Origin of the sequence: Novosphingobium kunmingense, assembly GCF_002813245.1 — a bacterium.
Classification (GTDB): Bacteria; Pseudomonadota; Alphaproteobacteria; order Sphingomonadales; family Sphingomonadaceae; genus Novosphingobium; species Novosphingobium kunmingense.
This window is the reverse complement of record NZ_PHUF01000002.1, coordinates 257,352-271,274: the sequence shown is the minus strand read 5'-3', so window position 1 is coordinate 271,274 and position 13,923 is coordinate 257,352. Positions and strand designations below refer to the sequence as shown.

Sequence of the window (13,923 nt, the reverse complement as noted above, 5' to 3'; positions counted from 1 at the left end):
GTCCAGGAGGCAACCTGCTTGCCAGGACCCCGGCCGCGCCATATTGAGGGCCGAGGGAGGATTTCATGTTTGCCTATTTCCTGGCGGCACTGCCGCATTTCCTCGCCTATTTCGCCAGCGCCGCGGCCCTGGCCGCGCTGTTCCTGTTCCTCTATTCGATGGCTACCCCGCACCGCGAGTTTGCGCTGATCCGCGAAGGCAACACGGCGGCGGCCTGCCAGCTGACCGGCACCTTCATCGGCTTCTGCATTCCGGTCGCCATGGTCATCGGCCATTCGGTCAACCTGGCCGACATGCTGTTGTGGGGGCTGGTCGCCGGGCTGGTACAGCTGGCAGTCTTCGTCGTGATTGCCCGCTTCCTGTTCAAGGCGATCTCCGACCGGATCACCGAAGGCTGCGTCGCCTCGGGCGTGTTCGTGGGCGGCATGGGCCTTGGCATGGGTATTCTCCAGGCCGCGTGCATGGTGCCATGAGCCGGCGCCTGCTGCTGACCCCGGCCATGGCGGCGACCCTCGCGTCACTGTCGGGCTGCTCGTCCGGCGGGGACGACTGGGACGACGGTGTCGTCGCCGATCGCAACACCCGCATCTGCGTCAACGAGGCGGGCGAGCGGATCGAGGATTTCCAGTGCGATACCACCTCGGGCCGCTACATCGGCGGCACCAGCAGCCGTTGGTACTATCTCAACCGCCGGTCACGCGTTCCCTACTATGGCGATGCCATCTCCCGCAGCGGCGTCAGCGGTTCGCCCGTAGCGGCCCCCGGCGAAAGCTATGCCGCCGCACCCGAACGTGCCAACGTCACCCGGTCGGCCGCGGTCAAGCGCGGCGGCTTCGGATCGCTTGGGCGCTCCTTCGGCGGCGGCCGGTCCTGAGCGGTGCGGCGGCTGACGCTCCAGCCCCGCAGCAATTGGCAGGCCAGGGTCGAGGAACACGGCCTTGTCTGGCACAGCGACGCCGACGGCCCCTACTGGGACGAAAGCGCCTGCTACGAGTTCACCCTGCCCGAGATCGCGACGATCGAGGACGCGACCGAAGAGGTCCAGCGGCTCTACTGTGACGCGGCGGAGCGCATCGCCTCGAACCCCGAACTGATGGCGCTGTGCGGCATCCCCGGCTCATGGCACGAAGCGGTCAGCACCAGCTGGAAATCGGCTGTTCCCGCGCTCGACTACGGGCGCTTCGATTTCGGCTACAACGGCAGCGGCCCGCCCAAGCTGTTCGAATACAACTGCGACACGCCGACCGCGATGCTGGAAACCGCGATCGTCCAGTGGTTCTGGAAGGAAGAGGTCTTCCCCGAGGCCGACCAGCTCAACAGCCTGCATGAAAAGTTGCTGGCGCGCTGGCAGACGCTGCGGGGCCAGATCTCCGGCGCGCAGGCCTGGTTCACGCACGTAGCGGACGAAGCGCACGAGGACGCGATCACCACCACCTACATGCGCGAACTGGCGATGGAGGCAGGATTCGACACCCTCGCCGTGCTGATCGACCAGATCGGCCTCGACGCCGAGGGGCGGCTGGTCGACCAAGACGACCAGCTGATCACTGCGCTGTTCAAGCTCTATCCCTGGGAGTGGCTGGTGGCCGAGGAATTCGGCGAGGCAGCTCGGGCACGGCTTTCCGACACGGTCTGGCTCGAGCCGGTGTGGAAGATGCTGATGAGCAACAAGGCGATCCTGGCGATCCTGTGGGACATGTTCCCCGGCCACCCCAACCTGTTGCCGGCCAGCCTCGATGCGGGCGCGATCAAGAGCGACTACGTGTCCAAACCGGTCCACGCCCGCGAAGGCGCCAACATCGAGATCGTCCGCCGCGGCCGCCTGGTCCAGCGCAGCGGCGGCGACTACAGCCGCAGCCGCCTGGTGTTCCAGCAGCTTTATCCGCTGCGCGATTTCGGACGCGGCATGCCGGTGCTCGGATCGTGGATCGTGGCGGGCGAAGCGGCCGGCCTCGGCATCCGCGAGGACGGCGCCATCACTGGCAACCGCGCCCGCTTTTTGCCGCACATCATCGCCTGAGCGAAGCGCTCAGGCCAATGCCTCGGCAATCAGTTCGCGCGTGTTCTCGATCCCGTAGAGCGCGATGAAGCTGCCCATGCGGGGACCCGCGCTCGATCCCAGCAGCGTCTCGTAGAGCGCCTTGAACCAGTCGCGCAGCTGTTCGAAGCCGTAGTGCGGATCCTTGCCGATATCGTAGACGATGTTCTGCAATTCCTCTGCCGTGGCATCGTCGCTGGTCGCGGCCAGTTCCTCGTCGAGCGCGGCCAGCGCCAGCGCCTCGGCAGCCTCGGGCTTGCGGCGCTTCAGCGTCGGGGCGATGAAATCGCGGTTGTAGGCCAGCGCCGTGGTCACCAGCTTGTCGAGTTCGGGGTGCTGCGCCGGATCGGCGTCCTCGACATAGTTGCCAAGGTAGGACCACACCTGTTCGCGCGTGGCGCCAGCGCCCAGCACGCCGACGAGGTTGAGCAGCAGGCCATAGGTCACCGGCAGACGCTCACCCTCGCCCTCGGCCACGCCATTGGCGCGCAACAGGTGCCAGACCGGATTGCCGAGCTGCTGCTCGACCGGCTGCGACGGAATCTTCTCGCGGAACTGCCAGTATTCGTCGACCGCCTTCGGCACGATCCCGGCGTGGAGGCTCTTGGCGCTCTTGGGTTCGCGGTAGATGTAGAACCCCAGGCTTTCCTCGCTGCCGTAGGTCAGCCATTCGTCGATCGTCAGGCCGTTGCCCTTGGACTTGGAGATCTTCTCGCCATTGGCATCGAGGAACAGCTCGTAGATCAGGCCTTCGGGCGGGCGTCCCCCCAGCGCACGGGCGATCTTGCCGCTTTCGCGCACAGAGTCGGTAAGGTCCTTGCCGCACATCTCGTAATCGACGCCGAGAGCGACCCAGCGCATCGCCCAGTCGACCTTCCACTGCAGCTTCGACAGGCCGCCAAGGATCGACTGCTCGACCAGCTCGCCCTGGTCCTCGAACCGGATGATCCCGGCATCGGCGTCAATCACCTCGATCGGCACCTGCAGCACATGCCCGGTCTTCTGCGACACCGGCAGCACCGGCGAATAGGTCGCCGCGCGTTCGGCGCGCAGGGTCGGGATCATGATATCCATGATCGGCTGATAGTTGCGCAGCACATTCTTCAGCGCCTCGTCGAACGCGCCCGAATTGTACATGTCGGACGAGGAGACGAACTCGTAATCGAAGCCGAACCGGTCGAGAAACTGACGCAGCATCGCGTTGTTGTGGTGGGCGAAGCTTTCGTGCGTACCGAAGGGATCGGGCACGCGGGTCAGCGGCCGGTGAAGATTGGCTTCCAGCACCGCCTTGTTTTCGATGTTGTCGGGCACCTTGCGCAGACCGTCCATGTCGTCGCTGAAGGCGACGAGGCGTGTCGGCGCGCCGCCTGTCAGCACTTCGTAGGCGCGGCGCACCAGCGTCGTGCGCAGCACTTCCTGGAAGGTGCCGATATGCGGCAGGCCCGAGGGTCCATAGCCGGTCTCGAACAGCACGGGCGCACCGCCGGGTTTACCGTCCGGATACCGCTTCAGCAACTTGCGCGCTTCCTCGAAGGGCCAAGCCTTGGAAACCTGTGCGGCGGAACGGAGTGCATCGTCGGTCATAGCCCGCGCGCCTTCGCGCGAACGCGCCGCTTGCGCAAGTGCGAAGTCTAGCCGCGGCCGCGCAGGATCAGGTCGGCGCCGGGCTTGTGATCGCGGATTTCCTGCACCGTCAGACCGCAGATCTCGTGCGGAAATACCAGCCAGTCCTCGGTCTCGTGGACGTAGAAATCGGGCTGCATCGAGGTTCGGTTGCGGCTGGGCTTGTAATAGACCGTCGCGACCTTGACGGTCTGCGGCATGTTGTGGCGGCAGCGCGCCTTCAGTTCCTTGAGGAAAGCCTCGACCGACCGGCCCGAATCGAACACGTCGTCGATGACCAGCAGCCGGTCGTCGGGGTTCAGCGTGTCGATCAGGTAGCCCAGCGCATAGACGCGGACCTCCTTGTCCTGCTGGTCGATGCCCGAATAGCTAGCGGTGCGGATCGCGATGTGATCGGCCTCGATCCCGCGGTACTGCAGCAGTTCCTGCACCGCGATCCCGACCGGCGCGCCGCCGCGCCAGATGCCGACAATGTGGGTCGGACGAAAGCCCGCATCGAGGATGAGGTTGGCCAGCCGGTAGCTGTCCTCCAGCAGGCGGTCGGCGGTCAACCAGGTCTTGGCGCTCACTCTGCTACCTCGCGCAGGGCCGCGATGTGACGGGCCTTGTCCGCTGGCGCCAGGAACGATCCGGCAAAGCTGTTCTCGGCAAGCGTCACGATCTCCGCGTGGGTGAGGTCGAGCGCGTCGGCGACGGCGCGGAAGTTGTCGTTGACGTAGCCGCCGAAATAGGCCGGATCGTCGGCGTTGACAGTCACCTTGAGGCCGAGGTCGAGCATCCGCTTGACCGGGCTCGCCCCGATCGCGTCGATTACGCAAAGCCGCAGGTTCGACAGCGGGCACACCGTCAACGTCATCCCTTCGTCTGCAAGCCGCGCGATCAGCGCCGGGTCTTCCAGCGCGCGGTTGCCGTGGTCGATCCGTTCGACTTTCAGCAGGTCCAGCGCCTCGTGGACATAGGCGGGCGGGCCTTCCTCGCCGGCGTGAGCGGTAACGTGCAGGCCCAGTTCGCGCGCCTTGGCAAAGACGCGTTCGAACTTGCGGGGCGGATGGCCGACTTCTGATGAATCGAGGCCGACGCCGTGGATCCGCCCGACATGGGGCGCGGCCTCGGACAGGGTCGAAAGCGCCTCGTCCTCGCTCAGGTGGCGCAGGAAGCACATGATCAGGCGGTAGCTGATGCCCAGCTGTGCCTCGCCGTCCTTGAGCGCGCGCTCGATCCCGTCGAGCACGGTTTCGAAGGCCACGCCGCGCTCGGTATGGCCCTGCGGATCGAAGAAGATCTCCACGTGACGGACGTTGTCGGCAGCCGCCCGTTCCAGGTAGGCCCAGGTCAGGTCGTAGAAGTCCTGCTCGGTCTGCAGCACGCCCATCCCCTGGTAATAGATGTCGAGGAAGTCCTGCAGGTTGGAAAAGGCATAGGCGGCGCGCACCTCCTGCGCGGAAGCGAAAGGGATCGCCACGCCGTTGCGTTCGGCCAGCGCGAACAGCATCTCGGGCTCCAGCGAACCTTCGATGTGCAGGTGGAGTTCGGCCTTGGGCAGGCGGGCGATCAGCGCGTCGCGGGCGGGATTCGGCATGGGCCAAGGCTGGCCGAGCGCCGCTTGGCGGTCAACGCCTTATCCGGGTGTTGCGGCGCGCAACCGGGCTGGCAGCGCGCCGCAACCGCAACTCTTGCTAGTTGCCAGCCTTGGCCCAGGTGCCCGTACCCGAACCGTTGCCGCTGCGACCGGCAAAGGTGATGGTTCCGCCCATGCCCGCGTACCTGCCGGTGCGGCCGGTCAGGCCGCCGACGCATCCCGTGCTCTGCAGGTCCTTGGACGTGAACTGGCAGCCGAACACCGCCGAATAGGTGCCCTCGCTGTTCGATCCGTCGCAGATGACATGGCTGTCGAAGATCTTGGCATTGGACGGCTGGGTCGTGCTGACGCAGGTATACTTGTCACTCGCCTTGCGGCCGTCGGCCCAGGTCACTGCGCTCGTGCCCGTCCACGACGCACCCAGCACCGGCTGGCCGCGCATGTCCGGGCCACCAACCGTTGTCGGCGCGTTGGCCGTTGATTCGAATGTGAAATTCTGCGCAAGAACGGACGTCGAACCCATGGCGAGAAGAGCACCCGTCGCAAGGTAGGCAAAGCTTTTCATGGTCTATCCCCTCGGTTTCTATGCATTTTTCGCAAGTACGCACAAAGTACCGCCGGACCTGAGGTCCGCGGCAGGGCATCGTCATTTCGATTTTTATGGATACGAGTCGCAACCCGATTGTGTACATTAGTACCCTTTCATGCGGGTCAGTGAGTCCTATTTGCTTGCACCTGAATTGTAAGCGGATTTTCATGTGCGTGGGCGGGCCGCGCATTTGCCGGGTCCGCAATGGCCGAGTCGCGAGGCGCCCACGGGAACCGTTCGGGGCCGAGAGTGTTCAAGGGGTAGCGCAAACGGAGGAGGCATCGATGATCTCGCACGGCTACGACACCAGCACGGCCCGCACTTGGTCCGCGCCGCGCCCGCCGATGGACCCGTCGCTGCGCCTGCGCACCTATGGCCGGATTCGCCCCCTCGCCGAAGACATGACCTGGTGGGAGCGCATTTTCCGCCGCTGAGGTCGCCGCCGCCCTTCCCATCCGTTTCCTTTTCGTTCTAGATGCGGGCAATGTCCGGCAGCCCGCCATTTCTTCCCTTGCCTGCCATGCACGCCAGCCATGGCGGCTGCTGGCTGCGAGACGGATCGGGCACGACCCGTACCGTGGCCAAGGGCGATGCGATCGTCGCGGCTGCCGATACCCCGCTCATTCTCGTCAACGCCCCGCTGGTCGCGACCCGGCTCGGCTATCCGGACCTGTCCGGGCTCGATCTTCTCGAACTGTTCGCCTTCGTGCATCCCGCCCGCTTCGTGGTGCCGACGCCCAAGGGGCTGGCCCACGCACTCGACCTCCCTGAACCGCTCGGCGACGAGCATGTCCCGGCGCTGCTTCAGCAGGCCGCCGAGGCGCTGCTGGCCCACTGCGCCGCCCCCGATTGGACAGAGGGCGAGGGCGCCTGGACCGCGCTGCAAAGCCTGACGCGGCAGCGATGGCCCTGGGCGACCCTCCTTGCTCCCCGTATCGCGCGACCCGACAAGGCCGAGCGCTGGCTGTTCGCGCGCCTGCCCGAATGGGAGGACGCACCCGAAAGGCCCCAGCCTTCACAGGTTTCCCTCAACGATGCCGACGTAATCGCCCGTTTGGCTGCGCTGACCGGAGTCGGTGCCGAACCGCGTCCGGCGCAGCAAACCTACGCTGTCGAGGCCGCCAGCACCTTTGCCCCGCGCCGGCGCGAAGGCCAGCCGCACCTGCTGCTGGCGCAGGCGGGGACCGGCATCGGCAAGACGCTGGGCTATCTCGCGCCCGCCTCGCTGTGGGCGCAGCAGAGCGGCGGGACCGTCTGGGTATCGACCTACACCAAGGCGCTGCAACGCCAGCTGCGGCGCGAAAGTCGCCGCGCCTGGGGCGAAAGCCGCGCCGATGGGACGCGCCCGGTCGTGGTGCGCAAGGGGCGCGAGAACTACCTGTGCCTCCTCAACCTGGAGGATGCGTTGCAAGGCGGTTTTTCGGGGCGAGCCGCGATCCTTGCGCACCTTGTCGCGCGCTGGGCCGCTTACAGCCAGGACGGCGACATGATTGGCGGCGATCTGCCGGGCTGGCTTGGCACGCTGTTCCGCCAACGAGGCGTTGCGGCGCTGACCGACCGGCGCGGAGAGTGCGTCTATGCCGGGTGCCCGCACTATCGCAAATGCTTCATCGAGCGCGCCGCGCGGGCCAGTGCCCAGGCCGATCTCGTCATCGCCAATCACGCGCTGGTCATGGTCAACGCCGCGCGCAGCCGCGACGCAGGCCAGCGCCCCACCCGCATCGTCTTCGACGAAGGCCACCATGTGTTCGAGGCCGCCGATTCGACCTTTGCCGCCGCGTTGACCGGGGCCGAAACGATCGAACTGCGCCGCTGGGTGATCGGCCCCGAACGCGGATCGAAGGGCCGCCGGCGCGGACTTGCCGCACGGCTCGCGGACCTGGCCAGCTACGACGAGGGCGGCGGCAAGGCAATCGCCGCAGCACGCGAGGCAGCCGAGGCCCTGCCTGGCGACGGCTGGCTGCAGCGGCTCAACGAAGGGGCTCCGTGGGGCCCACTGGAAGAGCTGTTCGCCGGGGTCCGCGCCACGGTCTATGCCCGCGACGAAAGCGGCGGCCAGGAAGCTGGCTATGGCCTCGAGACCGAAGCCGCCCAGCTTGATGGCGACTTCGTCGAGCGGGCCGGCGCGGCGCAGGCGGCACTCGCCGAACTGCGCGGCCCGCTGATCCGGCTAGGGGTCCGGATTGACGCCCTCACAGCCGAGCCGCCTGACTGGCTCGACGGCGCGGGCCGCGCGCGAATCGAGGGCGCCCGCCATTCGCTCGCCTGGCGGATCGACCTGCTTGCCGCGTGGGAAGCGCTGCTCGGGCGGCTAGGCGGACCGGCCGATCCCGAATTCGTCGACTGGCTGGCGGTCGACCGGTCCGACGCGCGTGAATTCGACGTCGGGATCCACCGCCGCTGGCTCAACCCGATGAAGCCCTTTGCACATACCGTGCTCGAACCGGCGCACGGGGTGATGATCACGTCGGCCACGCTGAAGGACGGCAGCAGCGGCGGCGAGCAAGGCTGGGACGAGGCGATCGCCCGCAGCGGCGCGTCCGAACTGGGGCTGGTGCCCGACCTGTCGAGCTTTGCCAGCCCGTTCGACTATGCTGCGCAGGCACAGGTCCTGATCGTCACCGACGTTCCGCGCGGCGATGTCGGCGCGCTGGCCGGCGCCTATGGCCGCCTGATCGAGGCGGCGCAGGGCGGCGCGCTTGGCCTGTTCACCGCGATCCGCCGCCTGCGCGCGGTCCACGGCCGCATTGCCGACCGCCTCGCCCGCGCTGGCCTGCCGCTCTATGCCCAGCACGTCGACCCGATAGACACCGGGACGCTGGTCGATATCTTTCGCGACGATCCGCGTGCCAGCCTGCTCGGTACCGACGCCCTGCGCGACGGGGTTGACGTGCCCGGCCACTCGCTGCGGCTGGTGATAATGGAGCAGGTACCCTGGCCCAAGCCGTCGATCCTGCATCGGGCGCGGCGGCTGGCGGGCGGCGGCAGCGCCTATGACGATGCCATCATCCGCGCCCGGCTGGCCCAAGCCTTTGGCCGGCTGATCCGCAGCCGCGAGGACCACGGACATTTCGTGGTTCTTTCGGCCGCCTTCCCCAGCCGCCTGCTCGATGCCTTTCCGCACGGCACGCCCGTCATGCGCGTGACGCTGGACGAGGCTTTACAACGGGTGGCGACCAGTGCTTTTGGAGCGCCCGCCCTACACGAAAGGTCCCCGTGAAACTCCTCGGCCTGTTCCGTCACGCCAAGTCCGACTGGGCCGACCCGCGCGCGCGCGATTTCGATCGCCCGCTCAACAAGCGCGGCCGCACCGGCGCGGCGATCATGGGCCGTCATATCCGCGATCACGGTGTGGCCTGGGATCACGTGATCTCCAGCCCCGCCGTGCGCTGCACCGAAACCGTCGAGATCGCCGCCGAGGCAGCCGGGCGCCCCCTTGCCGTCAACTGGGACCGGCGCATCTACCTCGCCAGCAGCGCGACCCTGGCCGACCTTCTGCGCGAACAGGACGAGGGTTTTTCCGCAACGCTCATGGTCGGCCACAACCCTGGTCTTGAGGATCTGATCTTCGATCTGGTGCCTGACGACGGATCGAGCCCGTTGCGCGACGTGGTCGAAGTGAAGTTCCCGACCGCGGCTTATGCCGTGCTCGAACTGGACATCGATCGCTGGGCGGATCTGGCGGACAACTGCGCCCGGCTGGTCCACCTCACCCGCCCGCGCGACCTCGATCCCACATTGGGCCCTCAACTGACCTGAATGGTCAGGCTGTGTGGATCGCCTTGGTGGCGAGATAGCTTTCCATCCCCTCGATCCCGCCTTCGCTGCCGAAGCCCGAATCCTTGATCCCGCCGAACGGCGCATCGGCCACGCTGATGGCGAAGGTGTTGATCCCGACCATCCCGCTTTCGACCGCGTCACCCAGCAAGTTCGCCTGGCGCATGTTCTCCGTAAAGGCGAAAGCGGCAAGGCCGTAGGGCAGCCGGTTCGCCTTGGCGATAGCATCGTCCAGCGTGGTGAACGGCGCGGCCACGGCGACAGGGCCAAAGGGCTCGTTGTTCATGATATCGGCGTGGTCGGGCACGTCGGCGAGCAAGGTCGGCTGGAAGAAGAAGCCCTGGTTGCCGCGGTGCCCGCCCGCGAGCACGCGCGCGCCCTTGGCGGCGGCGTCCTCGACCAGCGCGCTGATCGCGTCGGGGCGGCGGACATTGGCCAGCGGGCCCATCCTGGTGTCGGCCTCGAGCCCGTGGCCGGTCTTCACCTGCGCCGTGCGCGCCGCGAAACCTTCGACGAAGCGCTCGTAGATGCCTGCCTGAACGTAGAAGCGGGTCGGACTGACGCAGACCTGCCCGGCGTTGCGGAACTTCTGCGGCACCACCATGTCGAGCGTCTTGTCGAGGTCGCAATCCTCGAACACCAGCACCGGCGCATGGCCGCCCAGCTCCATCGTGATCCGCTTGAGGCCGTCGGCGGCCAGCCGCATCAGATGGCGGCCGACCGGGGTCGATCCGGTGAAGCTGACCTTGCGGATCACCGGGCTGCCGAGAAGGTGCCGGCTGACCTCGTCGGGAACGCCGTGAACCATCTGGGCGACTCCGGCGGGCAAGCCGGCATCGGTCAGGCAGCGCATCAGCGCACCGCAGCTGCCGGGCGTTTCCTCGGGCGGCTTGGCGATGACCGAGCAACCGACCGCCAGCGCCGGGGCCAGCTTCTTGGCCATCAGGTAGACCGGAAAATTCCACGGGCTGAAGGCAGCGACCGGGCCGACCGGCTGCTTGAGCACCATAGCGCGCTGCCCGCTGGGGCGCACCAGCACGCGGCCGTAGATCCGGCTCGCCTCTTCGGCACACCAGTCGAACAGCTGGGCGCTGCCGGCAACTTCGCCCTTGGCCTCGACCAGCGGCTTGCCCTGTTCCTGGGTCAGCAGGCGGGCGATCGCATCGGCGCGTTCGCGGATCAGCGCGGCGGCCTTGTGGAGGATGGCGGCGCGCTGTTCAACCGGGGTCGCGCGCCACAGGACAAAGCCCTTGTCGGCGGCGTCCAGCGCCTCGTCGAGGTCGGCCGGGCTGGCCAGCGGCAGTTCGGCGATCGTCTCGCCCTTGGCGGGATCGACCACCGGAAAAAGGTCGCGCCCCTCGCCCAGTTTCCAGCTACCGTTGATCAGCAGTGCCAGATCGGCGTCGTATCCGGTGGTCATGATGTGTCGCTCCTGTTGGGGAACGGCATCTAGCGACTGATCGGAACGATTTCGAGGGGGACGTCGCCTCAGGCGTCTTTTAGCGCAGTGGCGAGCGTGTTGCGCAGGGCAATGAGGCGGTCGCGCGAGACGCCGCCCTGCGAAGGGGCCGGCGCGCTGCGCGGCGCGGCCGGGGTCACGCCGACTGGGGTGCCGGAAACCGGAGCCGGCGCGCCCTTGCTGCCCAGCGCCATGCGTGCGCCCTTCAGGGTATAGCCTTCGCGGTGGACGAGCCGGTCGATGGTTTCGACCAGCCTGATGTCATCGGGCCGATAATAACGGCGTCCGCCGCCCCGCTTCAGCGGGCGGAGCGTGGGGAACTGTTCTTCCCAATAGCGCAGGACATGCTGGCGAATTCCAAGCGCCTTGGCCACTTCGCCGATCGTGCGAAGCGCCCCGGGATCCTTGCCATCGTCGAACAACGGCGAATCGCTCATCCCTTGGAGATCCGATCCTTCAGCATCTGGCTGGCGCGGAAGGTCATGACGCGGCGCGGCGTGATCGGCACTTCGATCCCGGTCTTGGGGTTGCGGCCCACGCGTTCACCCTTGTCCCGCAGCAGGAACGTCCCGAATCCGGAGATCTTGACGTTTTCGCCGTTAGACAGCGCTTCGCACATATGGCGAAGAATTGCTTCGACCATGTTGAGGGAATCCGACCGCGAAAGGCCAAGCTTGCGGTTCAGGGCTTCGGCCAGATCGGCCCGGGTAAGAGTAGACATGGAGCGCAGCGAGCTCCTTTCCTGTTGGCAGCGCGACCTGCGATTCGCAGTCTGTCCCAAGTGGCGCGAAAAGGCAACGGAACCCCACAAATCCTGTGGGTTAGGCGGCCGTCCTCAAACCCGAATGAGACTTGCCCCCCAAGTGAATCCGCCGCCCATCGCCTCGAGTACGACGAGATCACCAGGTTTGATGCGCCCGTCGCGCACCGCCGTGTCGAGCGCCAAGGGCACCGACGCGGCCGAGGTGTTGGCGTGGCGATCGACCGTGACGACGACCTTTTCAGGCGGCAATCCGAGCTTCCTGGCCGTCGCGTCGAGGATCCGCTGGTTGGCCTGGTGCGGCACCACCCAGTCGACATCACCTGCCGAAAGACCAACATCTTCAAGCACTTCGCCAAGAACCTGGGCCAGATTGACAACGGCATGACGGAACACTTCGCGGCCCTTCATGCGCAGGTGACCGACCGTACCGGTGGTCCCCGCCCCGCCATCGACATAGAGCAATTCGTTGTGCGCGCCGTCGGCATGAAGGCGGCAGGCAAGAATGCCCGGCCCGTCTTCGGCCACATCCCGCGCCTCGAGCACGATCGCCCCGGCACCGTCCCCGAACAGGACACAGGTCGTTCGATCCTCCCAGTCGAGAATCCGGCTGAAGGTTTCCGCGCCGATCACTAGCGCGCGCTGCGCCATGCCGGTCTGCAGCAGCGAATCGGCGACGCTGACCGCGTAAAGAAAGCCGGAACAGACCGCCGCGACGTCGAAGGCGATGCCACCGTTGCAACCCAGCGCGTCCTGCACGATCGTCGCGGTGGCGGGAAAGGTCTGATTCGGCGTGGCCGTGGCCAGCACGATAAGGTCGATACTGCCCGCCTCGATCCCGGCCGCTTCGATCGCGGCCCTGGAGGCGGCTATCGCCAGGCTGCCGGTGTTCTCGTCATCGCCGCAGATGTAGCGGTTGCGGATCCCGGTGCGCTCGACGATCCATTCGTCGCTCGTATCGACCATGGCCGCCATTTCAGCGTTGGCGACAGCGCGGCGCGGCAGGGCTGAGCCCGTGCCGATCAGAACCGACCGGCGGGTCATTCGGCCGCCTTCGCCGTCCGTCGCAGGTGGCTCCCGCCCAGCCGCTCGAGGTCGGCCACGATCCGTTCGGTTATATTGTGTTCGAGCAGCCGCGCGGTGACTGCAACGGCGTTGGCCACGCCCACGGCATTCGCCGAACCGTGGCTCTTCACGACCACGCCATTGAGGCCGAGGAAAACCGCGCCGTTGTGGTTGTTGGGATCGAGATGGTGCTTGAGCAGTTCGGTCGCCGGGCGCGAGACGAGGAAGCCGAACTTCGAACGCAGCGACGAAGCGAAGCTGCGGCGCAGCAGGTCGGCGACGAAGCGCGCCGTACCCTCGACCGCCTTCAGCGCGATGTTGCCCGAAAAACCGTCGGTCACCACGACATCCACTTCGCCGCGGTTGATCTTGTCCGCCTCGACGAAGCCGTCGAACGACATGGCAAGGTCCTTGGCCGCGGCTTTGAGCTGCGCGGCCGCCATCTGCAGTTCATCGGTGCCCTTGGTTTCTTCGGTCCCGATGTTGAGCAGGCGCACGCGTGGTTCGTCGCGCCCGGTCACGATGCGCGAATAGGCCGCGCCCATGATCGCGAACTGCACAAGGTTGCGGGCATCGCATTCGGTGTTGGCGCCAAGGTCGAGCATGACCATGTCATTTTCGCCAAGGGTGGGAAGCAGCGCCGAAAGCGCCGGCCGGTCGATCCCCGGCATGGTGCGCAGCGCCAGCTTGCTCATCGCCATCAGCGCGCCGGTGTTGCCCGCGCTGACGGCAGCGCCGGCTGCGCCGGTCTTCACCGCGTTGATCGCCAGGCCCATCGACGTGGTCTTGGCGCGGCGCAGCGCCTGGGTCGGCTTTTCGTCGCCGCTGACCACGTCGGTTGCGTGGAGGATTTCGGAAGCCCCGCGCAGGTTCGGATGGTTTTCGAGTGCGGTCTTGATCCGCTCCTCATCGCCGACCAGCAGGAACTTGAAACGATCGTGGCGGCGCCGTGCCAGCGCCGCGCCCTCGATCATCACGCGCACGCCTTCATCTCCGCCCATCGCATCGACGGCGATACGCGGCAGGGTCATGT

General features: G+C 66.8%; 15 protein-coding genes. 6 read left to right on the top strand and 9 right to left on the bottom strand.

All coding sequences use genetic code 11. The features are described from left to right. Positions 1-65 precede the first annotated feature (65 nt). The 3 genes from B0I00_RS01340 to B0I00_RS01330 are packed head-to-tail and all read left to right on the top strand — an operon-like array spanning position 66 to position 2,020. Complete coding sequence (locus tag B0I00_RS01340) at positions 66-473, top strand: DUF350 domain-containing protein (RefSeq protein WP_100865568.1); 408 nt, start codon at positions 66-68, stop codon at positions 471-473. Further along, positions 470-874, top strand: a complete 405-nt coding sequence (locus B0I00_RS01335) for a hypothetical protein (protein ID WP_100865567.1) — start codon at positions 470-472, stop codon at positions 872-874. The genes B0I00_RS01340 and B0I00_RS01335 overlap by 4 nt, the downstream gene beginning before the upstream one ends. A 3-nt stretch (positions 875-877) precedes the next feature. Next, the gene (locus tag B0I00_RS01330) at positions 878-2,020 is read left to right on the top strand and encodes a glutathionylspermidine synthase family protein (RefSeq protein WP_100865566.1); all 1,143 of its coding nucleotides are present in this window, start codon (positions 878-880) and stop codon (positions 2,018-2,020) included. Positions 2,021-2,029: 9 nt separating this feature from the next. Here the strand turns inward: B0I00_RS01330 and B0I00_RS01325 are convergent, their stop codons facing one another. The 4 genes from B0I00_RS01325 to B0I00_RS01310 all read right to left on the bottom strand — a co-directional run bounded on the left by B0I00_RS01325 (position 2,030) and on the right by B0I00_RS01310 (position 5,805). Beyond that, positions 2,030-3,622 carry a lysine--tRNA ligase gene (locus B0I00_RS01325; protein WP_100865565.1) on the bottom strand — a complete coding sequence of 531 codons (1,593 nt, stop codon included), beginning with the start codon at positions 3,620-3,622 and terminating at the stop codon, positions 2,030-2,032. Between the two features lie 47 nt (positions 3,623-3,669). After that, complete coding sequence (locus B0I00_RS01320) at positions 3,670-4,230, bottom strand: phosphoribosyltransferase (RefSeq protein ID WP_100865564.1); 561 nt, start codon at positions 4,228-4,230, stop codon at positions 3,670-3,672. Then, positions 4,227-5,240 carry an adenosine deaminase gene (locus tag B0I00_RS01315; protein ID WP_100865563.1) on the bottom strand — a complete coding sequence of 338 codons (1,014 nt, stop codon included), beginning with the start codon at positions 5,238-5,240 and terminating at the stop codon, positions 4,227-4,229. Before B0I00_RS01315 ends, B0I00_RS01320 begins: the two co-directional genes overlap by 4 nt. 97 nt (positions 5,241-5,337) lie before the next feature. Next, positions 5,338-5,805: a hypothetical protein gene (locus tag B0I00_RS01310; RefSeq protein WP_100865562.1), complete on the bottom strand. Its 468-nt coding sequence runs from the start codon at positions 5,803-5,805 to the stop codon at positions 5,338-5,340. Positions 5,806-6,113: 308 nt separating this feature from the next. Here B0I00_RS01310 and B0I00_RS16965 point away from each other — a divergent pair, with 308 nt between their 5' ends. The 3 genes from B0I00_RS16965 to B0I00_RS01300 are packed head-to-tail and all read left to right on the top strand — an operon-like array spanning position 6,114 to position 9,588. After that, on the top strand, positions 6,114-6,263 hold the full coding sequence (locus B0I00_RS16965; protein ID WP_157812446.1) for a hypothetical protein: 150 nt from the start codon (positions 6,114-6,116) through the stop codon (positions 6,261-6,263). A 41-nt stretch (positions 6,264-6,304) separates the two neighbouring features. Further along, positions 6,305-9,049 (top strand): ATP-dependent DNA helicase, encoded by a 2,745-nt coding sequence (locus B0I00_RS01305; protein WP_100865561.1) that lies wholly within the window; start codon positions 6,305-6,307, stop codon positions 9,047-9,049. After that, a complete protein-coding gene (locus B0I00_RS01300) occupies positions 9,046-9,588 on the top strand; it encodes a SixA phosphatase family protein (protein WP_100865560.1) in 543 nt (180 codons plus the stop codon). Before B0I00_RS01305 ends, B0I00_RS01300 begins: the two co-directional genes overlap by 4 nt. Before the next feature lie 4 nt (positions 9,589-9,592). On the opposite strand, the gene B0I00_RS01295 is transcribed toward B0I00_RS01300, so the two are convergent. The 5 genes from B0I00_RS01295 to plsX all read right to left on the bottom strand — a co-directional run bounded on the left by B0I00_RS01295 (position 9,593) and on the right by plsX (position 13,921). Then, positions 9,593-11,026 (bottom strand): NAD-dependent succinate-semialdehyde dehydrogenase, encoded by a 1,434-nt coding sequence (locus tag B0I00_RS01295; protein WP_100865559.1) that lies wholly within the window; start codon positions 11,024-11,026, stop codon positions 9,593-9,595. 68 nt (positions 11,027-11,094) lie between these two features. Then, a complete protein-coding gene (locus B0I00_RS01290) occupies positions 11,095-11,502 on the bottom strand; it encodes a MerR family transcriptional regulator (protein WP_100865558.1) in 408 nt (135 codons plus the stop codon). Beyond that, positions 11,499-11,786, bottom strand: a complete 288-nt coding sequence (locus tag B0I00_RS01285) for an integration host factor subunit alpha (protein WP_198519115.1) — start codon at positions 11,784-11,786, stop codon at positions 11,499-11,501. The genes B0I00_RS01290 and B0I00_RS01285 overlap by 4 nt, the downstream gene beginning before the upstream one ends. 114 nt (positions 11,787-11,900) lie before the next feature. Continuing rightward, positions 11,901-12,869, bottom strand: coding sequence for a beta-ketoacyl-ACP synthase III (locus B0I00_RS01280; protein WP_100865557.1), 969 nt, complete (start codon positions 12,867-12,869; stop codon positions 11,901-11,903). Beyond that, complete coding sequence (plsX, locus tag B0I00_RS01275; RefSeq protein WP_100865556.1) at positions 12,866-13,921, bottom strand: phosphate acyltransferase PlsX; 1,056 nt, start codon at positions 13,919-13,921, stop codon at positions 12,866-12,868. The genes B0I00_RS01280 and plsX overlap by 4 nt, the downstream gene beginning before the upstream one ends. Between the last annotated feature and the right edge of the window lie 2 nt (positions 13,922-13,923).